Below are 20,576 nucleotides of genomic sequence, written 5' to 3'. Positions count from 1 at the left end.
GTTTTATACAATCTTTTGATTTTTATAAACGATAAGTTTGTCCTGTTTAAAACCTATTTATGATGAACATTTTAAAAAAGCTATTTTACGGACTGTATGTATTGATGATGATATCTGTAATCTCATGCTCCGACAATAATGACGAAACTACTGTTGGGGAAACCGTTCTCACCCCTTCACAGATACTTTCGTCTACTCCATGGGAAACAACCCATGCTAAAAACCAAAATGGACAGCCGGTTCCTTTAACGGACACTCATGTAACGAACTTTGTAGGCTTTGCTTATTTTAAAGCAGATGGTACATTTACGATGTATAATCTTGATGATTCTCCTAAAATGCATGGAGACTGGTCCGTTTCTGCAGACGGAGCAACCAGAACTATCATAGCAAAAGATGCGAACGGAAACGTACTTTTTACAAGAATAGTAAAAATTACAGTTTTAACGGAACAGGAATTTACTTACAGAATATTTCCTGATGCTAATGATCCATCTGTATATTATGATATCATCCATACTCCAACAACTCATCCCGAGCCTTAGGCTCTTTTTATAATAAGTGAAAGCCGGTTCAATGAGCCGGCTTTGTTTTTTACTCATTTCTCTTCCAAAATAGGGCAGCTCTGCTTTACATACTTTGGAATATATTTATTTTCTTGATTTTTTTTCATTTTTTTCCCAATATGGATGTAACATATGTCACCCTATGGTTGTCTTATCAATTGAAACGCCCCTTGAAAATGAAAATAATAACATGTACAATCGCCCTATTAACTGCTTCTTTAGCTTTGGCTCAGGCCAAAAAAGATACCGTTAAACTAAAAGACATAGAAGCAGTTACTTTAGTGGTAAGAAAACCGACAGTGGAATCCAAAGTTGACAGGACGGTTTTTAATGTAGCCAACAGTTCCATCCTGGCCGGAAATACCACCTGGGATGTACTGAGAATGACTCCTTTAGTAAGTATAGATAATAATGATGCTATTAAAGCAGAAGGTGAGAACGTTACGGTTTATATTAATGACAGAAAATCTGTTTTTACAGGAAAAGAACTAAAAGAATATCTGGCAACAATTCCCGCCGATAATCTCATGAAAATCGAGGTGATCACCAGCCCTTCTTCGCGTTATGAAACGACAGGATCCGTCATTAATATTGTACTGAAAAAGCGGGATGATGAAGGAATGAAAGGAAGCATCACCCTGAATAACAGACAAAACAGAAAAAATTCGCAATACACCAACTTCAACCTGAATTACCATAAGAAAAAATTTACACAAACGGTTATTGGAAGTTATAGTGACAATACATGGGTACAAACCAATTCGATTGTTAATTCCCTGTATGAAAATAATGATATTACCACAATCAATACTTTAAACACAGATAAAAGTAAAAGCCCCTCCATTTCTTCCACTTCAGAATATGAGCTGAACGATAAAAACAACATCGGTTTTATTGTGGAATATTATCAAAGTAAAAGAACGTCTTCATCAGAAGCGGAGGCAAGCAATTATGCCAATGACCAGTTCAAGTATTCTTATGATCAGAGCCAAAACTTAGCGGGTATGAATCGTACTTTGGGAACCAATCTGTTTTATAAGTATTATGATAAAGAAAAAAACAGGATCTTGGATGTCAATTTAGGGACGAACTACGACTCTCAAAAAGATTCTAATGATTTCCTGAAAACATTTAGCAATAAACCGATTCCGGATCAAATAGGAGTTAATTCCAACAATCAGATGCGTAACTATTATATCAAAATTGATTATACGCAATCCATTGGAAAGTCGGGAGCCACATTTGAAGCCGGAGGAAAAATAGATTTCAATAATAATGTTGCTCCTTATTATTTGACGGGGAACAAGCTGGATCTGCTTCAAAAAACAGATAAATTCCATTATGAAGATAATATCAGTTCCCTTTATGCCAATTTTAGTAAAACCTTTTTCAAGAAGCTGGAAACCAGAGTCGGGATACGCTATGAATATATTGATTTCAAAGTAAGACAGGATATTGCAGGAACTTCAAGAAAAGACGGCTATGGTACTTTCCTTCCGAATCTATTGTTAAAATATTCTTTTTCAGACAAGTACGATCTAAGCCTTACCTATAACCGTAATATCTGGCGTCCGTGGTATGCCGAGTTCAACCCTTTCCTTCTACCTAATAATGATGGAATTTACTCCAGGGGAAATATAGACTTACAGCCCAACCCAAGCGACAGGCTTTACCTGAAGTTCGGAATCTTGAAAAAATATTTCCTTTCTGCCAGGTACATGTTTACCAAACAAGATTACTGGACCACGTATAGTACTCAGGTAGTTAATACACCTGGAGATCCCGACAACCCTACAAAAGAAATAACAGTGACCTATCCCGGCAATTTTAGCGGAAAGGTTCAGAAATACTACCTGTTTGCCAATACCAACCAGACTTTTCTGAAGAATAAATTAAATGTAAATGTAGGCTTTGGCTGGTATTATATTGACAACAGTGATTTCAATCAAAGAAATGACCTGAAAGCAAGAGACTACATCAGCTATTGGGGAGGATCAACCAACCTTTCGTACACCAACCTGTTTAACAAGAATATTAATCTAAGTGCTTGGGTGGAAATATCCAATCAGAATAACGGGAACTCTTACGCCAATAAAACGAATGTATTCCACAATATTTCCATGACAAAAATATTCCCAAAAACACAGATGGAAGTCAGCCTTCAGCTGATGAATATTTTCCAGAGACCGAACTTTGATTCCACGACCTTCAGTCCTGTGGGAACTTTTAGAAATTCCACCCAATCCGATTGGTACGGAGTTTCCCTGTCTTTTGTGAAACGTTTCGGAAACCAGAAAGTAAAAACCAATACAAAGACCGATGTCGAAAAAGGCGGCGGTGGCGGCGGAGAAAAGTAAATACTATTTTAATTGTTACTTATAGAAAAGGACTTTTTGAAATTCAAAAAGTCCTTTCTTTATCCGTTCGGAACCAAACTCCTATAATCTTAATTAAGAATCCCGTTCATCTCCGTTAAAATTACCGGCTTCCCATCAGTCACGATGATTGTATGTTCATGCTGTGCCATGTACCCACCTTTATTTCCTACCATGGTCCATCCGTCATTCAGCTCAACGGCAAGGCTGGAAGTGGTTGAGATAAATGTTTCGATAGCAACAACCGAATTCTTTTTGAATCTTCTGGAATCATAACGGTTTTTATAATTCAGCAGATCATCCGGCTGTTCGTGCAGACTTCTTCCGATGCCATGCCCTGCAAGATTTTTAATCACTTTAAAACCTCTTTTCTTAGCCTCAGTCTCCATAAGCCATCCGATATCTGCAATTTTAACCCCGCCTTTAATACTGTTAATTGCCCTTTCAAGAATATCTTTAGAAGCATCCACTAATTTCTGATGCTGATGAACATCTTCCCCAATAATAAACGAACCTCCATTATCCGCCCAGAATCCATTTAGCTCTGCTGAAACATCGATATTAATTAAATCTCCTTCTTTCAGAACTCTTTCTTCCGTTGGAATACCATGGCAGAATTCATTATCTACGCTGATGCATGTCCAACCTGGAAATCCATAGGTCAGATAAGGAGCCGATTTAGCGCCAAAATCAGAAAGTATTTTTGCTCCAAACTCATCAAGTTCTTTTGTCGTCATTCCAGGCTGAGCATAGTTGGTCATTTCCTTTAAGGTATAGGCAACTGCTTCACTTGCTTTTTGCATTCCTATTAATTCAGATTCGTTTGTTATTGACATTATTATTTGTTTACGTAGGTTATTTTTGGATCGTTGTTCACAAAATTTACTGGAAACTACAAAGTTAGGCAATTAAAATATAGGATGGTGTGACAGGAAAAATTCCTATGTGAAAATGTTGAAGATAAATTTAAGTCATGTTTGATTACAAATCCTGATCTACGTTTTTGTTCTGTGATATTTAAAACAAAATATTGATAGGTATAAAAAAACCGCTCACATTACTGTAAGCGGTTTATTTTATGTGCCCAATATAACTGGTGGCATTTGTTTTCTTATGTCTAACATAGATAATATAACTTATCTATAATTCTTTTTCTCGATAAAAATTAATTGTTTTTTTTACAATGTTTAATTTAGCAATTCCACTTCGCATACCTATAAAAATATTTTCTTCATCAAATATGACTACAGAATTTGGATATAGATTTCTCCAAAATTGTTCTCTAAAAATAAGGATCGCTTCTTCATTTACTACTTTGTAAAAACCATGAAAAGAAACAATATAAATAATGTCATTAAACACAGTTGATGCTTCTAAGGCATCTCCAAAGGATTCGATTTTTCTGTATGTGAAATCTTTTTTTTAATTCATATAAGCTTCCCCAGATACCCGAGCCTTCGGTAAAGTAGATTTTATTTTGGAATCGAAAAATATCAACCACATTTCCAAATTTTATTTCTATAGATTTCTTTATCTCTCCTTTCGGCTGAAAGTATAATGCTCCTCCCCATTCGCCTTTATTTTCTCCAATCAGTTTTCCACCTTCTATTTCTAATTCAGAATCTTCTTTATAATAACTGGCCTTTTCTACTATCAAACGATTATTTTCTTTTTTCACAGCATAGCAATCTTTAGATTGATTGAGAACAAACGATTCTTCAGATCCTACTTTTGGAATAGAATACTCACTAAAATTATCTGGAATTTTTATTTCTTGTCCTGTACTATAAGAACAAAAATAGAGTGTGAATAATAGAAGTAACCTTTTCTCCATTGTTAAATTTATTGAAATGATGAAATTATTGCTTAGTAAATATCAAATCTTTTGTTTCAGGTAAATAGATATTTATGTCCGTTCCCTGAGGACACTTACTGCTATCAAGTATAATGTCATTAGGACGATATTCCCAGGATAATTGTGTAGGACTTATCTTTTTTAAATTAATTTTCCCCCATCCAACGCGACAATTAGTCCCTCTATAATTAAATATTGCTTTACCTCCATTATCAACTATAAATTGACTATAAATTGTATGCGTATATTGATTCGACTGAAAATTCATGTTTTTAGTATCTTGCAGTATTGTACCTGTTGAATTTTTCACAATATATCTTATGGATAAAACATCTCTATATACTTTTTTATCCACTAGGTCAAAAAGCTTATCTTCTTCTTTAGAAATGTAAATGGTAATTTGTCTTCCATTATAGGAGGCTGAATAAACTCCTGTAAAAGCTGGTAATTCATTGTTTGTATCTTTTAAATGCGAGAGGTTAGGCACATTGTTCACAGCAGTACGAAGCGGATATGTTTGCTGTGCCTGGCAAGATAATAGACCCACTAGAAAAGTGAATAATATGGCTGTTTTTATATTTATTGTTTTCATTTATTTTTATGTTTACTATTTAAGAGCAGGTTGTTGAAGTTGGTTGATTATAATTATCTAGGGTAATGTTCTTTATTGAACTATCATAGTATCAAGAAAATTTCTAAAGAGCTATCCCAATAAATGGGATAGTTCCTAACCTAACTCAAAAACCAATGATAATCAGAATTACTAGTATAGAGAGTTCCTTCTAATTTATTACGCTACAAAAACAAACCTTTACCAAGGGTAGTAAAGGTCTTTAAGTTAATATTAAATTTTACTCTATTGTTTAGTAAATATCAAGCCTTTTGTTTCAGGTAGATAGATATTTATGTCTGTTCCTTGAGCACACTTGCTATCATCAAGTATGATATCATTAGGCTTATATTCCCAGGATAACTGAGTACTATTAATTTTGGTTAAAATAATTTTGCCCCAACCAACGCGGCAATTTGTTCCACTATAGAAAAAAATAATGGAATTATTATATGACTTTATTCCTATACTGTACAGTTCTATTTTGGAAGTACTGTTACTTTTTGTGTCTTGCAAAATTACACCAGAAGAATTCTTAACGATGTATTTGATATCTAATATATCTGAGTAGAATTTCTTTGAGCTCTTCTGTAATTTCTTTTCAACTTTTGTAATATATAATGTAATTTCTTTTCCTTGGAAGTTTGCTTTATATGTTCCGATATATGGAGGAAGTTCATTATTGGTATCCTTCAAATAAGCATTAGCTGGAATATCTTTTAAATCTGTATTTAGGGGTAATGCTTGCGATTTACAGGAAAATACCCCTATAAAGAATATAAATAATATTACTGTTTTAAGATTTACTATTTTCATAACTTTACATTTTGATTTTTAAGAACAAGGTACTGGAGTTGGTTGATTAGTACTATTTAAAGTGATGTTATTTATTGTGCCATCTTTTTCTATTCTTTGCAGGTTGAGCTTTCCTGCTAATCCCATATTACTTAATGTTTCAAAGAATAATGTTTCTGCTCCTAGATTGTTTAAATCCCCTTTACTATCTATGTACTTTGTCCCATTTTTTGCCCAATCAGTTAAATTGCTCTCTGTTCTTTGAAAATCAACAGTAAAGTTATCTAAATCATCTTGCGTAAAAGTTTTTACGGCATCTTGATACCCTCCATTAAACCATATTACATAATGCATGCCATTAGGAGCCACCATTCCTAAATAAGCATTGTTTGCATTTGCTGGATTAGAAGTGGGCTGTGCTCTTGCAAAACCTAATAACTGGTCTATATCTGGAGGAGATAACATAGGTATTCCTGTCGGTGTGTGATTGTGATAACCTCCTACATATCCTGTTTTATTTCTAAAATTCACACTGTGAGTTTCTCCTGTAATTGTTGCGCTAGGTGTTCCGTCTGCTTTAAACATTACTCCAAGCTCACCTCCTTTAGGTGCTTGTTTTCGGAGTTCATTAATCTTTTCAAGTACCTGTGGTTTAGCTAGATTACTTCTTGTTTTATCACAAGGAGTGTCAGGAGTATTTGGGTATGGATAGCCTGTACCTCCTCCACCATTACCCATATCACACAATCCTGTTACAGGATCTACAATACCTAAGCAATCAGAAATTTCTATTGGGGCATCTATAACCCTACAAGTTGTAACATTACTGGATACCCAATATCCATCTCCTCCCTCTGGATCAGGATTAGATTCATTATTTGGATACCACGTAGAAATCGTTTTGGTTGAACAGACTAATGTGCCCTTACTACTATTGTTTGTATTGGTATTTATTGCTTTTTTAACTCTTGCAGAAATATAATTTTGGAAAAAACTAATATCATTTTGTGATTGTCTATATATGAAGTAAATTTTAGTGCCATGTCTGGGAACTTGAAGCACAGAAATAACTTTTCCATTATCTACCACAGGAACCATCAAAAAACTTTCATCAAAGCTATCCATTGTTGTGGCATAATCCCAATAAGGTGTTCCACTGCCTTTTTTGATTTTAGATTCATTTTCCTGATAGACTTTCATTACATTTTTAATATACTTTTCGTCCTCTTTCCAAAGGCTTTTGTTAGTATATTCTTTAGAACTTGGATCAAATGAAGCGGTGACTTCATCATGAACACATGAATACAGCGAGATGCAGAGGACTACTAGTAGCAGTAGCTTGAAAATAAATTTCTTTTTCATTTAGTGTTTGTATTTCTTTAGGTAGCTAATATAAAAATATTTTATAATTCACAACTTAGGGTTTTCCTTAATTGTTGAATTATTTTTTATTTGACGTGAAACTCTTATTTCAGGTGCATAAAAGATTAAGAAAATACACAATGCTTTGTAATCTTAATAAACGTTTTCTTTTCACTGACCTTAGAAAATAGATGGGCATAATTATTATTTAAACCACCAGATCGATTGCTTTTGATTTTAACTCTTTGTAAAGCCAAATGTTCTTATAAAAAATTCAAAAACTAATACTATAATACTTTGTGACACAAAAAAAACCGCTCACATTTCTGTAAGCGGTTCATTTTCTGTGGTCCCACCTGGGCTCGAACCAGGGACACTGGGATTATCAATCCCTGTCTCTAACCAACTGAGCTTAATACATTTACTAAAACACTGTCTGTTTAATTTTTTAGCACATGTGCCTAAAATTAAGCCTTATTACCTATAATTAGTAGGGAAATGACTAAAAAGTGCTAACATAATAGAGATAGTTTTAATAATGAGAGTTGATTAATATTGATCTAAACTATGAACTTTGAATAATTTTCTTATTTTGATACATCAATACAGAGAATTTTTTATCCTTTCTCAGAATCAGCATCATATATGCTGGTATCTCAATATCCTGCATCTCTTCTAATTTCTGCCTTAAAAAATCTAAAATGTCACTTGGATATAGGAATTCTACTCTCATCAATACATCGGCATTAAAATACATAAGAATGTGCTTTGTTCTTAGTTCTAAGACTTCATTAATCTCACCAAAGTATTCATAGGGTTCTAATGACAATCCATTCTCAATAAATTCATAAGGTGGAATAGAAATTAAGTCAAATTCATAATCTGTATATTCGCTATCAAGTTTAAAAATCAAGTAATCATAAATATTGTTTTTCATTAATGTAATGGTATAAAAAAACCACCTCTTAGGTGGCTGTTAATCAATTTTAGGAATTGGAACCATAGGTGTAACTATCTTCTGCATTTCCTCTTCTATTTCTTTTAGTTTTTCTGGATATATTTTTCTTTCATAAAATAGCATTTTAAATACATCATCAAATTCAATAAGGTTCTTATAATATCTCCTGTCAATACAAACTCCAAACTCTCCAATTGGCGAGTTTCCAAAATGAGGATGAACTACCTCATTATTATCAACACTATAATCCAAATGGTCATAATAGAAAATAGCCAGTTTATTGTAACCAAAATCAAAGTACTTTATCAACCATTCTTTTAATTGTAACTCATTATTGTTGGTTTTATATTCTTCAAGTGCAACTTTACAGGCTGCATCTAATTCCTGAACTTTGATGCCATATTCAACTTCTTCGTAAAAGTTCGTAAAATACCTATATCTCTTAGTACAATAATTGGCTTCTTGTAAACAATCATAAGGCAGACCATCATCTTTCCATTGCTGACATTGCTCACAAAGATTCTCGGAATAATTTTTAACTTCCTTGTATAAATCGTTGTATTCATACAACCAATAAGCAATCTTTTGTAATGTAAAAGGGTTGTCATTGAGTTGTTTTAAATGATTTATACTATTAAATATTTGTGATTCCATTAGCTTAGATTGCTTGCAATAAGAAAAAGCATAATAGCAAATACTAAACAAGTAATTGTTAAAAAAGAAAGTTGTTTAACGTTCAATATTCGGTTTTTAGGGTAAATGGCAAATGCTAAAAAAGGTGTTAGTAAATAAAGCATTATTAAGTTAATGAATACAACAAATATCCAATGAATATTTATAGCTTTCCAAAGAGGAAAAAAAGCAATCATTAATCCACTGATAAAAATTACAATTTTAAGAACCATGTTATCTAATTGTCCATTATTGACAGTATAATTGAGTGATTCCATTGGATTATAAGATTCCAGCCTCTTATATTTTCTGATAGAATGTTGAAAGAAAGCAAAAGGAAGCTGAAAAAACACTGTTGAAAGAATAAATATAGCTATTTCCATGATTTAATAATTTGAAGTTGTGATATTAATTAAACACCAATTTATATAAATAGTTTTTTCCGCCATTCTTAATATATCCAGCTCCAACTACATCTCCGGATTTATCTGATAAAGTAAATTCACTGTTTGTGTCTCCTGTAGGAGAAAATGTAATTTCAATAACATCATTAGATTTTTGCTTTAATGTGTACTGAGTTGGTTTAAGTTCATGATATTCACCATTTATCCAGACATAACCTAAATTTCCACCAGATTTATAAGTTATTGATTTAATAATTGGTGTATCACTTGCATCATACCAAGTTTCTCCGTCCTTACTATACTGACAAATCTTCACTTCATGAGTTAAATTTTGTGCAGTTACTAATCCTGATAAGGCAATGAGAAAAAGCATTAATAATTTTCTGAGTTTCATAACATATTAATTTTAAAGTTTCAAATATAGTAAATGTATCATTTATGATAACCATGTAATTATCATTTATGACCACTTTTGGCTATTAATATTATTAATCAAATAGAAGTAGAGCTTATCACATTTCTTTACGGTTTTCCGTAGTTAAAGTGTATTCTAATTATTGTTTAATTCAGCAAAAGTGGATAAAAAAGAGTATCAAGTTGCAATAGGAAAGCGTATAAAACAGCTTAGAGAAAAGAAAAACATTTCTCAAGTTGAATTGGCTGCTTTATGCAACTTTGAAAAGTCTAATATGTCCAGGTTAGAAGCTGGGAATACCAATCCTACTGCATATACATTGCATATTATTGCTCAAAAGTTAGAAATTGAAACCTTTGAGATTCTAAAGTTCAAAACTTTACCTGAGTAAGTTTTAGCTATTTATACTTATCCTTGCAGAAACCTGGATAGGGGAAATCGTTGTTATTCTGATAATGTTGAGTAAGAAAGCATATAAGTAAATCTTTTATCTCCAGGTAACTTGTAACAGTTTACAAAGATGTGCAAGTCCTTGCATTACACCTGGAACTAAATAGCATTTTATATATCTTATATATCCAAGTGCATTCTAAGGTTTTTGAATTCTCCTGCACATTTTTTCCTTACACTATATTATATAAAAGGAAATTTTGTGCAGCTAAAAAATAAAAATGTCCAGATTTTACCTAAGCCTATATATGATTCTACAGTAAAATTTGGACATTTTAGGAATTTAATCAGCCATTGATAAGTTACCTGGAGCTGAATATACTTTAGAAGAGGTAAGTTCTTCTGCTCTGTAAACATACCTGTGAGATAAAGTAATGATTTCTCCTGTGTCTTGAATAGTGTACTCATAAGGCTCACACTCTTCCTTTACAATTGAACCAGGAAATTCTGAGCCAATTAAAGATTTACAGGTTTCTTCATCGAATGTAGATGTAATAGTAGCTTTCTTAGAAGTGGCATAATACATTCCTGTAGTTTTGCTTAATACCATTTCAATACCTCCTGAGACTTCAAGTACAAAGAACTCCTTGTTCTCTGCTACTCTTCTTTTGTAATTGATAATTCTTACCATTGTTTTTGATTTTGAGTTAGAAATAACACCACAAGAATTGAAATTAAGCAGCACAAATAAACCCAGCTTTCAACTTGAATTTATAATTGTTCCTGTGAAATTTTTGTTTTCTTATAAGTCGTGGGGCGGAGATTTCCTCCTGAGAATTGGTGGGGGCTGTTTAGTGAGGGACTCTGTGAGTGAATATTTTTTTACAGAAAAATTTTTTAGAAAAAAAATATGTAATTTTATTACTAAATCTAATACCCATGAAATATTTATACCTGAACGGTAAGAATTCAGTTGCACTTACATATATTGAAGATAGTTCTAAAGGAAGTATTGTTAAAGATGTATATATCGACAATATTGTACATGTCTTTGAAGATGACGAAAATCCTAATAAAGAAGCATACGCCGAAGAAATAAAAAGAAATTTTTATAAGAAACTTCTTAATAATCAATTTGAAAACTTAGTTATCCTTACTGGTGCAGGTTCATCAGTTGGTATTGGCAATGCGGACAAAAAAGGTAAAATATTATCCCAACTCTGGGATGATTCAGAAAATGAGCTAACAACAGCTAAATTTACCTTGTTATGCGAAAAGCTAAATTATGATGATAAATATGATAATGGGGAAATTATCAAAAACTTGGAAAAATTATTATCTATAGCAAATACAGCAAAAGATTATATACCCAAAGACGAGATTGATATTGCTGATTGCGTAGACAAAATTAAAAATGTTATAAAAGACAGATGTACCTTAGAACTTCCAGAAAACTCTCCTCATACCTTGTTTATTAACAAAATAACAAAAAGAAAGGTTACATTTCCAAGATTGAAATTATTTACACTCAATTATGACACCCTCTTTGAACAAGCTGGTAAGGTAGGAAACTTTACGATTCTTGATGGATTCTCTTTTTCACAACCGAGAATGTTCAGTGGTCGAAACTTTGACTTAGATATAGTTTCAAGAAATAATAGTAGAGTAAAAGAAGAGGATAATTTTGTTCCTAAAGTATTTCACTTATATAAGCTTCATGGTTCAATTGATTGGTGCAAAGAAATGAATAGAATTTACCAAAAGGAAAATGTTGATGACGCACTTATGATTTATCCTAATCAAAGTAAATATGAAAGTTCATATGATCAACCATACTTTGAAATGATGTCTCGTTTTCAACAAGCCTTAAGAAATGAAAATATATTACTTATTTGTATTGGGTTTAGCTTTGGTGATAAACATATTGTTACAGCTATTAAAGAAGCTTTAGAACAAAACCCAAGTTTTCAACTAATAATAATTAACAGAAGTATTGATACATCAAATGAGAACCTGAAACCATTTATAGAGGCAGCAAAAGAGCATAGTAATATCACTTTTATTGCAGAAACATTTGTAGATTTCGCCAAAAACTATCCTGATTTGAAATCATACAATCAAGAAGACACAAATAAGATTATTATTAACCTTAATAAGGATTCAAATGAAACAAAATCCATTTAATCATAGTCATTTTATCGGTTATATTAATCAAGTATCGCCACAATTTGTAAAAATACATTTTCCTTCTTCTGTTTTAATGAAATCTTTTTCATTTTATGGTGAAGATCTAAAAGGCGGTTTAGTTGGAAGCTATGTAGTAATTGAAGGGGAAAAATATGGTTTTTTGGGCAAAATATTAGAGCTAAGCTTACCAGAAAAAGAAAGGTTAGAATTAAGTGAAAAATCTTTTAATACAAAAGACTTTCATCCTACTGGCAAAATTGAAATACTAATTTCTTTTGATTTATTTAATCCTACAAAGATTGATAAAGGGCTAAACTCTTTACCTCTCATTGGAGCAAAAGTTTTTATATGTTCTTCTGAATTTATAAGTAATTATTTTAAAGAATTTGGAGTTAAAGATGAGCATAAAAAAAAATGCTAAAACAATTGAATTCGGGAAATTAACTTATGATAAAAATACCATTATTGAACTTTCTCAACAAGCTTTGTTTAGTAGACATTGTGCTGTTGTTGGAACTACAGGAGGAGGAAAAAGTTATACCGTCAGTAAGTTAATTGAAGGAATAATTGAGAATAAAGGAAAAGCAATTATAATTGATCCAACTGGGGAATATTCAACGTATGATCATAACCCCCATGTTGAAAAAACAGTATTAATCACTGACTCATATTTTTCATATAAAAATTTAACTATTAGTGACTTGTTTGTATTGTTCAAACCTGGTGGTCAAGTTCAACAGCCCATTCTTTTGGAAGCTATTAAGTCTTTAAAAATTGCGGAATGTATGATTAAAAATAAGGATAAACATTCTGTAGAGTCGGAAACAAAAGAAAGAATCATTTTTAAAATAAAAGACAAACAAAATCTTGTAGTTGATTATGGCTGTATATTGAAAGATAGTATGCCAAAAAATCCATTTTTAAATATGTACTTCAAGTATAAAAATATTATTGAAGATATATCAGTATCGGATTTTAATATTAATCTTGTGGCAAGACAGATTTATAATGAATGTGTATATGATAATGGAAATTTGTGGGGAGGTCATGACGGGAGAAATTGGGGAAATAGCACAAGTCTTGTTATGAGGATTAATAATATTCTCAATGATAATGATTATAAAAAAATGTTTGGCTTTGAACAAAGTGACAATAAAGATTTAATTGGAATTATAAAAGAATTTTTAGAAAGCGACAAAAATGTTTTGAGAATTGGTTTTGAGAATATTCCCTATAATTTTCAGGTAAGAGAGATTTTGGCAAATGCTATAGGGAAATATTTACTTAATCTATCAAGAAAAGGAGAATTTAAGAAGCAGCCTATAGTATTATTTGTCGATGAAGCACATCAGTTTTTAAATAAAAAGGTTAAAGATGAGTATTTTGAATCAACAGAATTAAATTCATTTGATACAATAGCAAAAGAAAGCAGAAAATATGGACTTTTCCTGTGTATTGCTACACAAATGCCAAGAGACATTCCAGTAGGAACTTTAAGTCAAATAGGAACATTTATATCTCACAGACTGATTAATCATCAAGACAAGGAAGCAATTGCAAATGCTTGCTCCTCTGCCAATAAAGATACTTTAGCTTTTTTACCTGTTTTAGGCTCTGGTGAAGCAATACTTATGGGGGTTGATTTTCCCATGCCTGTTATGCTTAAAGTTGATTTACCTAAAATTGAACCCAACTCAAGTACACCACTATTTTAACAATAAACTCTATAAAATGCTTAAACCAGAAGACTATTTAAATATTATTGAAGAAATTAGAAATACTGACATAAAATCTTTAGATGAATATGTAGAAAAAGTAATAAATCCATTAAGATTAGAAAATGAAAATTTTATTGAGAAACTATATAAAGATATAAACTATCTACTAAAAGGTATTGATAAAAAAGGTGACCATGAACTTGTTATTAAAAACGGCGATTTAGCTGTAGAAAATGGCGATTTGAAACTGACAGGTTACCAATCAAGATTACATAGTTTATCAATGTGGCTTCATACTGAGATTTGTAAAAAACTAATTGGTAATAATCCATTTAATTTTATGAAGAAAATGGAAGACTTTGAAAAAAATTACTTGAATAAACCTAATTATACACCTGAGTACAAGGCAAAACTTGATAAAATAAGGAAAAGTCTAAAGAAAGAAAGACAATTAAACCTGGGTAAACAAGAATCTTTTTGGGAAAAAATTTTAGATGTAGATAATTTAGAATTAAAACCGAATGTTGCTGGGATAGGAATAAATTTAAATAATCTTATAGACAAATTCAGGAAAGAATAATGTTAAATCTTTGACATTTTATTTTTTGCATTTAGTTTTTTAAATTCTTGCATCATAATATATTCGTCAATCTTTGACAAATCATTATTCTGTCTTTTATATTTTTCATAATATAATTTAATAAGATAGTAGGCATCATCTTGACTATTATTTCTTTCGCAATCTGCAATAATTTGTTTTAAAATATCCATTTTTCTATGAATTGAAGTATCATCAATAATATCTTTATGTTCTAAAAATTTTTGATAATCATTTTCACTACAAATAACAAATCTTTTTGCTTTTGAAATAGTTTCATTATTAATCAAACTTACATTAAAATTTGAAATTTTATGACGATAAATATAATTTACCATTTTATTTTTGTCATGAAATAATTTAACTAAATGTTTTTTACTTAATGGTAAAGAGAATTCCACTGTTCTTTTAAATGGATTGTTTGATTTTTCAGATGTAATATCATCAAAAATGACAGGGTTATCATTAGTGAAGAAAACTGAACCATCTTTAATAGTATGAATCTCAATAATTAAAAATTCATGCATTTCAGAAAATGCTGCTGTAAAGTCAAGATGATTTTCTCTAAATATTTTGTTAATTTTAGAACTGACTTCAGATCTTATCAAATCAATATCGAAATCCTCAACTAAATATGTCTCGTCTAAATAATTAAACCTTGTCTCGCTTGTTTTTATTGCATGGTCATAAAGATTTTGAATATTAATGATATGTTCATCTATCATTTTAGAAAAAACATGCGGATTCCTATGTAGTAAATGAAGAATAGAAATTATAATTTCAGACCTTTCTAAATTATTTATATATGTTCTTTTTTCATCAAATAATATTTTTACTGACCTGTCAAACATAGGTTCAATAAAGTTAGCGTAGACATTTTCTACAGCTAAAGGATTATCTGATTTTTGACTTGGTAAATCTAAAGTATAAAGATTTGTGATAGCTAAAATATTATCCGTTGCAACCTTAAAGAATTTTTCTTCTTGTTTGTCATAAACTTCTATAGTATATGTACGTTTATTTTTCTCTCCAAAATTTTTTAGATACACCTTTGGAACATAATGTTGTTTCATATTGACAGAAATATTAACTAATATAATAAATTCATTTAGAATTAAAATTTATCGTTAATCAATATTTTAATATTGATAGGTCTACTAATTAATATTTGTTAAAGTTGTGAATTTTGACTTTTGTAATGAATAAAAAATGTAATTTTAGATTAAGAAAACGTTATTTTTGCAAACAAATACATAACATATGGACACTAAAAAATTAGCTTTTGAATATTTTCTATGCGAATTAATGAAGTGGGATATGGAGGCAAGACACTTAGAAGACTTTAATACAAATAATGATTTAAGTATTCTGAAATCATTGAAACTACTATTTTTCACTGTTGCTATTGATGCAAAAAATAATAATCCACTATTAAATATTTTTAATAATTTTCATGCGATGCCATTAGGACATGTTGAATTAGATGTTTACAATCAATACTCTGATTTAACTTATTTCTCTTTAGATAGATATTCTTTAAAATTGAAAAATATAAGTTGGGATGATGTACAAAAATCTTTAAATTCAAACACTGAAGAATTATCTATGATTCAAAAAGGTAAAATTAAAAATGCCGTATTAGAACTAAAAAAAAAGAAAATTCACATTAATATTGGCGAAAGCATTTGACTTAGTTGAGTTAAGCCATAGTTGGAATTCATGGATTTCTAAATTTAATTCTTCTTATTCTAAGATTTCTTACATAGAACCAGAATTAATAAGAAATGATTTTCAAAATCTTGAAATTCAATCATTCTAAATATGGTTGAAAATAGTTTAAAACATAATGTAGAAATAATAATTAATCCTCTTCTTGAAGAGGATTTTTGGAGATCCGATAAAATTACTTTAGACGTAGATTATTGTTATGGACTTATTTCATCTGGCACTATAGATTTAAAGAAATTTTCTATAGAAAAAACACAAGAAATTATAAAATACTTAGTTTTATCTATTACAAAAGGAGAATATGTCTTTCCCGATACCTTAACTTTTCTGAAAGAACTTTCACAGAATTTAAATAAAATAAGAGAAAATTCTTATTATTTTGAGCAAGATAATCTCAGCTTCAACAATAAATTTTTTCAAGATAATTTTATTCTTCCTCTTAATTACTGCGTTACATCATACATATCGTTAATTGTACATCTTAATGATATTTATAATTTAGAAAATACCGACTACTTATTTGAATTTAATACAGATGATGAAAATGATATTTATACTAAGACAGAAACTCAAGAGGAAATAGCTAAATGGCTTCAAATATTTGGATATAATATTGTAATTGTAAGAATTGAAAATCAATTTAGTGTGGAAAAAAGAGATTATAAGACTCTGCTAAATATTTCTCACGAACTAAATAATAATGATTTTGACACAACATTTAAGAACATCTTAAAACAAAAATGTGATTTTCTACGATACAAATGGGTGATAAGAAGAAAAAGATCAGGTATTAGTGTAAAATATTTAAAAGACGGTGCTTTCATTGAACCAAAATTTGAAGATTCAACAAATGTTTTTATTTCCAAATGGAAGAATGATATTGATTTTCACTATAGTGATGGGATTGCGAGCAATGATAGATTTAGAGTAATTTACCATTCTTTAAAGAGAAAAAAATTGAATGAATTAACTCTTTATGAACTGCACCAATTAATTAAATATACAAAAGATTTTAAAAAAGACTATATCCTTCTTTGCCAATACGTTGAAGAAATCAAAAAAAGAGAATCTTCATTAAGCGATTCCGACTATAACAGATACATTTTTGCTAAAGATTATAATTACGCTCTAAATAATAAATTCTCCTTTTTAATAAGCACTAAAGATGCTTCTTTAGAGACTATAAATCATCTGTATAAATACATAAAAGACTTTCAGGAAAGTAAGGAAGTAAAAAACTTTTTTGTAAACTATAAGTATTTAAAATTTATCGTAGAAGAAATAAGAAAAATTGATGATAATTCTTCTGAAGATTATTTAGCAGTCACACAAAAGCTTTTTTTATTGGGAGAAAATATAATTGATAATTATAAATCGGACATAAAATGGTCTGAAAGGAATTTAGTTTTTTTATACTTTTTTGAGTATGATAAATCGTTAATTAAAATCAATGATATTCCTGTTTTTTTACAATCTAACTTTCAACTTCCCCTATCTCCAACAAAGTATTTTAAAGAATTTAATGAAATCAAAAATGAGTTTCTAAAATTTAAGGGAAAATATGATGTATATGAAAAAATAAACCCGCAAGTTCAAAAGGTCAAAGAATTAGAAAAAAAGGATATTAGAGACTTAGAACGTCTTTCTCTATTTACAGCTGTAATTTCATTTATTATTGGCGGTGTGTCGGGATTCTCATTTATAAAAGATACTTACACGGCATTAATATTCTTTATTATATTTTCAGCTTCTCTAATTTCATTTTTAATTGTACTATTTATCTTTACACGAGGAGAAAAGATTCTAAAAAAAAGAAATATTATTTTAATTATTGTTCTTTATCTTTTTTTTGGTGGAAGTCTATTATTTCTTAGATACTATTTTAATAATGATTATGGTAAAAAGATTGACAATCTGGAATCTGAAATAAAAAAGATGAAAAATAATACCACCCTACAACAGCAGAGTGGTATTAATTAACTCAAAAACCAATGATAATCAGAATTACCACTGAGACTTTGTTGAATACCTTTAGTAAAATCAAAAGCATTCAAATTTCTATCTAAGAAAGTATCTATGTAACTGCTCTTATTGGCTTGTGTAAAGAGATTGTAGAGATTCCATAGATTTATATCTCCATAATTATCTCTACAAAAACTTTCATCTTCATAATAATCTTTTGTAATGGTATTAATATGACCATCTGTAAATTGGAGTAATGGTATCTTTAATTTCTCTTTTTTAGGCAGATGTTGATACAATCTTGTTCTCCCCAATAATTGAGCAAATTGATGTTCAGTTAATGAGTAATCTGCAAACTGTTTCATTTCTGATAAATGTTTCTCTGCATTATAATTGTTAAGTACCTGGAAAAGTTTAGATTGTAGCTCTTCATAGGAGCTTACTTTTAAATCGTCAACAAACCCATCACTCCAAACACAAAGATTACAGCATACTTTATTCTGAAAACCAACAAAGAATTTAAACTTTTCAAAAGTTTTCTTATTGTACAGATTTTCCTGATTATAGGCCCTAACACCACCAATTGTTAATGACAGCTCATTACCATTGATAATATCTGTAATTGCAGGTATTTTAACAATAAAAGCCATCCTTTCATAATAGATAGTTTTCTCATGGTCTAATAAATCCTTTACATTCTTGTAAATAGCACCTGGAGTCCTCCCTTTGATTTGGTGAGAAACCCTTATTTCAGGCTCAGTGATAGAATGGTTGGGGAATACATTAGAAATGCAATTTTGAGAGATTTCTATAAACTCTTGATGACTTATGGTCTTTTCGTTATCCTTACTGAATACAGGTATGATACATTCATTTTTCAAATATTGCAAATGAACTTCTTGCGTATTGGCTTCTATAAAAGGTTTATTTTCATAAGTTGAATTTTGAGAAAAATCTATAATCTCATCAATTTCTTTAATATTATTAATTATTATATTTTCTTTTGGTAACTCTATTATGTTAGCACTTTTTGCTGGTCTTAAATCAAAAGCCTGCTCTACAGTGGCAGGCTTAATGTGTCTTAGTGTGTCCATTTGTTGAATAATTTTTAGGATTTGATAATTGTATTAAGAAACTCTTTTTCTCTTCATAATGAGGTTTAAGGTTTTCTTGATATTCAGGATATTGTTTGTACAAAGCCAATAATTCAGCTATATTATTACAATATTGGATTTTTTGAATTACCTGCTGTTCATTAAGATTATTTTGGTGTCCAGGTACGCCACTATTACACCAATCTAAAATCAAATTCCCTATCAATTCACTTATCTGAAATTCAGGTTTTCCCATGAATAAACCAGTTCTGTCTTTACTTGATACTGCGAAATGTTTTATATCAATATCAAAAACAAGAGTAAATTCGTAGTCCAATCCATCTCTTTGAACTGACTTCAAACCTACTTTTTCAGGAATGTATTTACCATCTTTTTGATTCAATACATAATCCTGTTTAGTTCTCATAGTAGCAATGATATGAGCATTGGCTTGAAGAATTTTATCCACAAATGCCTTTTGTCTTGGTGTGACCTTTGCCCAGTTAGTAAAACTGTTTCCTGCCAATTTAGAGTGAAAATCTAATAGTTCATCCCATTCATGAGAAATGGAATCAATTATAATAACTTCCATTCCTTCTTTTTCACAAACATCAATAGCTTTAATGTAATTTTCAGGTGTGAATGGTGGTGACATTGTCAAAACATTGTAGTTGCCTAAATGAGCATATAAATCAGCACTTCCATTCTCAGTGTCAATAACAGCTACCTTTGACAAGTCACCATTAGTCAATCCTTTTGCGATGAGCAAGGAAGAATACGTTTTACCTGTTCCTGATGCACCTTGTAGAGCCATTTTTATCTTAGCTCTTTTTCTTTCGCTTTGTCTTAATTGCATAATATTTTTTGTTTAATGGTTAATATTAAAA

22 protein-coding genes and 1 tRNA gene are annotated in these 20,576 nt (G+C 30.3%); 9 read left to right on the top strand and 14 right to left on the bottom strand.

What is annotated here, in order from left to right; genetic code table 11:
- Nucleotides 1-59 precede the first annotated feature (59 nt).
- Together ACJ5H0_RS18150 and ACJ5H0_RS18145 are read left to right on the top strand one after the other, a co-directional pair.
- A complete protein-coding gene (locus ACJ5H0_RS18150; RefSeq protein WP_273650724.1) occupies nt 60-545 on the top strand; it encodes a DUF4822 domain-containing protein in 486 nt (161 codons plus the stop codon).
- A gap of 197 nt (nt 546-742) precedes the next feature.
- Nucleotides 743-2,923, top strand: coding sequence for an outer membrane beta-barrel protein (locus ACJ5H0_RS18145; RefSeq protein WP_273650723.1), 2,181 nt, complete (start codon nt 743-745; stop codon nt 2,921-2,923).
- An 89-nt stretch (nt 2,924-3,012) separates the two neighbouring features.
- Here the strand turns inward: ACJ5H0_RS18145 and map are convergent, their stop codons facing one another.
- From map to ACJ5H0_RS18095, 10 genes are all read right to left on the bottom strand, one after another.
- Nucleotides 3,013-3,777 carry a type I methionyl aminopeptidase gene (gene map, locus ACJ5H0_RS18140; protein WP_411251157.1) on the bottom strand — a complete coding sequence of 255 codons (765 nt, stop codon included), beginning with the start codon at nt 3,775-3,777 and terminating at the stop codon, nt 3,013-3,015.
- A 518-nt stretch (nt 3,778-4,295) separates the two neighbouring features.
- On the bottom strand, nt 4,296-4,775 hold the full coding sequence (locus ACJ5H0_RS18135) for a hypothetical protein (RefSeq protein ID WP_411251154.1): 480 nt from the start codon (nt 4,773-4,775) through the stop codon (nt 4,296-4,298).
- 25 nt (nt 4,776-4,800) lie between these two features.
- A complete protein-coding gene (locus ACJ5H0_RS18130; protein ID WP_172283714.1) occupies nt 4,801-5,388 on the bottom strand; it encodes a DUF6705 family protein in 588 nt (195 codons plus the stop codon).
- Between the two features lie 264 nt (nt 5,389-5,652).
- Nucleotides 5,653-6,222 carry a DUF6705 family protein gene (locus tag ACJ5H0_RS18125; protein ID WP_273650720.1) on the bottom strand — a complete coding sequence of 190 codons (570 nt, stop codon included), beginning with the start codon at nt 6,220-6,222 and terminating at the stop codon, nt 5,653-5,655.
- A gap of 18 nt (nt 6,223-6,240) precedes the next feature.
- On the bottom strand, nt 6,241-7,563 hold the full coding sequence (locus tag ACJ5H0_RS18120) for a hypothetical protein (RefSeq protein ID WP_411251151.1): 1,323 nt from the start codon (nt 7,561-7,563) through the stop codon (nt 6,241-6,243).
- A 347-nt stretch (nt 7,564-7,910) separates the two neighbouring features.
- Nucleotides 7,911-7,976, bottom strand: a tRNA-Ile gene (locus ACJ5H0_RS18115).
- 152 nt (nt 7,977-8,128) lie between these two features.
- Nucleotides 8,129-8,500: a hypothetical protein gene (locus ACJ5H0_RS18110; RefSeq protein WP_411251148.1), complete on the bottom strand. Its 372-nt coding sequence runs from the start codon at nt 8,498-8,500 to the stop codon at nt 8,129-8,131.
- Between the two features lie 39 nt (nt 8,501-8,539).
- Nucleotides 8,540-9,175 (bottom strand): hypothetical protein, encoded by a 636-nt coding sequence (locus ACJ5H0_RS18105; protein WP_411251146.1) that lies wholly within the window; start codon nt 9,173-9,175, stop codon nt 8,540-8,542.
- A complete protein-coding gene (locus tag ACJ5H0_RS18100) occupies nt 9,175-9,576 on the bottom strand; it encodes a hypothetical protein (protein WP_411251143.1) in 402 nt (133 codons plus the stop codon). The genes ACJ5H0_RS18105 and ACJ5H0_RS18100 overlap by 1 nt, the downstream gene beginning before the upstream one ends.
- A gap of 25 nt (nt 9,577-9,601) precedes the next feature.
- Entirely contained in the window at nt 9,602-9,991 is a 390-nt protein-coding gene (locus tag ACJ5H0_RS18095) for a hypothetical protein (protein ID WP_411251140.1), read from the bottom strand.
- Nucleotides 9,992-10,172: 181 nt separating this feature from the next.
- On the opposite strand from ACJ5H0_RS18095, the gene ACJ5H0_RS18090 reads away from it, so the two are divergent.
- Complete coding sequence (locus ACJ5H0_RS18090; protein ID WP_072958016.1) at nt 10,173-10,403, top strand: helix-turn-helix domain-containing protein; 231 nt, start codon at nt 10,173-10,175, stop codon at nt 10,401-10,403.
- A gap of 342 nt (nt 10,404-10,745) precedes the next feature.
- Here ACJ5H0_RS18090 and ACJ5H0_RS18085 read toward each other — a convergent pair whose 3' ends face one another.
- The gene (locus tag ACJ5H0_RS18085; RefSeq protein WP_411251137.1) at nt 10,746-11,093 is read right to left on the bottom strand and encodes a hypothetical protein; all 348 of its coding nucleotides are present in this window, start codon (nt 11,091-11,093) and stop codon (nt 10,746-10,748) included.
- Nucleotides 11,094-11,341: 248 nt separating this feature from the next.
- Here ACJ5H0_RS18085 and ACJ5H0_RS18080 point away from each other — a divergent pair, with 248 nt between their 5' ends.
- From ACJ5H0_RS18080 to ACJ5H0_RS18065, 4 genes are read left to right on the top strand one after another with little or no spacing between them, the layout of a single operon-like run.
- Nucleotides 11,342-12,586, top strand: a complete 1,245-nt coding sequence (locus ACJ5H0_RS18080; RefSeq protein WP_411251134.1) for an SIR2 family protein — start codon at nt 11,342-11,344, stop codon at nt 12,584-12,586.
- Entirely contained in the window at nt 12,567-13,010 is a 444-nt protein-coding gene (locus ACJ5H0_RS18075) for a hypothetical protein (protein ID WP_411251131.1), read from the top strand. The genes ACJ5H0_RS18080 and ACJ5H0_RS18075 overlap by 20 nt, the downstream gene beginning before the upstream one ends.
- Complete coding sequence (locus ACJ5H0_RS18070; protein ID WP_411251128.1) at nt 12,988-14,304, top strand: ATP-binding protein; 1,317 nt, start codon at nt 12,988-12,990, stop codon at nt 14,302-14,304. Before ACJ5H0_RS18075 ends, ACJ5H0_RS18070 begins: the two co-directional genes overlap by 23 nt.
- Before the next feature lie 16 nt (nt 14,305-14,320).
- Complete coding sequence (locus ACJ5H0_RS18065) at nt 14,321-14,887, top strand: hypothetical protein (RefSeq protein WP_411251125.1); 567 nt, start codon at nt 14,321-14,323, stop codon at nt 14,885-14,887.
- Between the two features lie 2 nt (nt 14,888-14,889).
- Here the strand turns inward: ACJ5H0_RS18065 and ACJ5H0_RS18060 are convergent, their stop codons facing one another.
- The gene (locus ACJ5H0_RS18060; protein WP_411251122.1) at nt 14,890-15,978 is read right to left on the bottom strand and encodes a DUF4238 domain-containing protein; all 1,089 of its coding nucleotides are present in this window, start codon (nt 15,976-15,978) and stop codon (nt 14,890-14,892) included.
- Nucleotides 15,979-16,165: 187 nt separating this feature from the next.
- Here ACJ5H0_RS18060 and ACJ5H0_RS18055 point away from each other — a divergent pair, with 187 nt between their 5' ends.
- Nucleotides 16,166-16,594 carry a hypothetical protein gene (locus tag ACJ5H0_RS18055; protein ID WP_411251119.1) on the top strand — a complete coding sequence of 143 codons (429 nt, stop codon included), beginning with the start codon at nt 16,166-16,168 and terminating at the stop codon, nt 16,592-16,594.
- A 132-nt stretch (nt 16,595-16,726) separates the two neighbouring features.
- Nucleotides 16,727-18,613: an ABC transporter permease gene (locus ACJ5H0_RS18050; RefSeq protein ID WP_411251116.1), complete on the top strand. Its 1,887-nt coding sequence runs from the start codon at nt 16,727-16,729 to the stop codon at nt 18,611-18,613.
- Here ACJ5H0_RS18050 and ACJ5H0_RS18045 read toward each other — a convergent pair.
- Nucleotides 18,610-19,689, bottom strand: coding sequence for a DUF3871 family protein (locus ACJ5H0_RS18045; protein ID WP_411251114.1), 1,080 nt, complete (start codon nt 19,687-19,689; stop codon nt 18,610-18,612). The two genes, ACJ5H0_RS18050 and ACJ5H0_RS18045, sit on opposite strands and share 4 nt — an antisense overlap.
- Nucleotides 19,667-20,545: an ATP-binding protein gene (locus tag ACJ5H0_RS18040; RefSeq protein ID WP_411251111.1), complete on the bottom strand. Its 879-nt coding sequence runs from the start codon at nt 20,543-20,545 to the stop codon at nt 19,667-19,669. Before ACJ5H0_RS18040 ends, ACJ5H0_RS18045 begins: the two co-directional genes overlap by 23 nt.
- Between the last annotated feature and the right edge of the window lie 31 nt (nt 20,546-20,576).

The organism is Chryseobacterium proteolyticum (genome assembly GCF_046591535.1).
In the GTDB taxonomy this organism is placed as follows: Bacteria; Bacteroidota; Bacteroidia; order Flavobacteriales; family Weeksellaceae; genus Chryseobacterium; species Chryseobacterium proteolyticum.
This window is presented reverse-complemented; position numbering and strand designations above follow the sequence as displayed.

Coding starts and splice junctions, on each gene's coding strand:
- ACJ5H0_RS18125 (WP_273650720.1), bottom strand. CDS start 6,222: ATGAAAATAGTAAATCTTAAAACAGTAATATTATTTATATTCTTTATA.
- ACJ5H0_RS18135 (WP_411251154.1), bottom strand. CDS start 4,775: ATGGAGAAAAGGTTACTTCTATTATTCACACTCTATTTTTGTTCTTAT.
- ACJ5H0_RS18040 (WP_411251111.1), bottom strand. CDS start 20,545: ATGCAATTAAGACAAAGCGAAAGAAAAAGAGCTAAGATAAAAATGGCT.
- ACJ5H0_RS18065 (WP_411251125.1), top strand. CDS start 14,321: ATGCTTAAACCAGAAGACTATTTAAATATTATTGAAGAAATTAGAAAT.
- ACJ5H0_RS18100 (WP_411251143.1), bottom strand. CDS start 9,576: ATGGAAATAGCTATATTTATTCTTTCAACAGTGTTTTTTCAGCTTCCT.
- ACJ5H0_RS18150 (WP_273650724.1), top strand. CDS start 60: ATGATGAACATTTTAAAAAAGCTATTTTACGGACTGTATGTATTGATG.
- ACJ5H0_RS18045 (WP_411251114.1), bottom strand. CDS start 19,689: ATGGACACACTAAGACACATTAAGCCTGCCACTGTAGAGCAGGCTTTT.
- ACJ5H0_RS18130 (WP_172283714.1), bottom strand. CDS start 5,388: ATGAAAACAATAAATATAAAAACAGCCATATTATTCACTTTTCTAGTG.
- ACJ5H0_RS18055 (WP_411251119.1), top strand. CDS start 16,166: ATGGACACTAAAAAATTAGCTTTTGAATATTTTCTATGCGAATTAATG.
- ACJ5H0_RS18075 (WP_411251131.1), top strand. CDS start 12,567: ATGAAACAAAATCCATTTAATCATAGTCATTTTATCGGTTATATTAAT.
- ACJ5H0_RS18050 (WP_411251116.1), top strand. CDS start 16,727: ATGGTTGAAAATAGTTTAAAACATAATGTAGAAATAATAATTAATCCT.
- ACJ5H0_RS18110 (WP_411251148.1), bottom strand. CDS start 8,500: ATGAAAAACAATATTTATGATTACTTGATTTTTAAACTTGATAGCGAA.
- ACJ5H0_RS18145 (WP_273650723.1), top strand. CDS start 743: ATGAAAATAATAACATGTACAATCGCCCTATTAACTGCTTCTTTAGCT.
- ACJ5H0_RS18095 (WP_411251140.1), bottom strand. CDS start 9,991: ATGAAACTCAGAAAATTATTAATGCTTTTTCTCATTGCCTTATCAGGA.
- ACJ5H0_RS18070 (WP_411251128.1), top strand. CDS start 12,988: ATGAGCATAAAAAAAAATGCTAAAACAATTGAATTCGGGAAATTAACT.
- ACJ5H0_RS18080 (WP_411251134.1), top strand. CDS start 11,342: ATGAAATATTTATACCTGAACGGTAAGAATTCAGTTGCACTTACATAT.
- map (WP_411251157.1), bottom strand. CDS start 3,777: ATGTCAATAACAAACGAATCTGAATTAATAGGAATGCAAAAAGCAAGT.
- ACJ5H0_RS18120 (WP_411251151.1), bottom strand. CDS start 7,563: ATGAAAAAGAAATTTATTTTCAAGCTACTGCTACTAGTAGTCCTCTGC.
- ACJ5H0_RS18060 (WP_411251122.1), bottom strand. CDS start 15,978: ATGAAACAACATTATGTTCCAAAGGTGTATCTAAAAAATTTTGGAGAG.
- ACJ5H0_RS18085 (WP_411251137.1), bottom strand. CDS start 11,093: ATGGTAAGAATTATCAATTACAAAAGAAGAGTAGCAGAGAACAAGGAG.
- ACJ5H0_RS18105 (WP_411251146.1), bottom strand. CDS start 9,175: ATGGAATCACAAATATTTAATAGTATAAATCATTTAAAACAACTCAAT.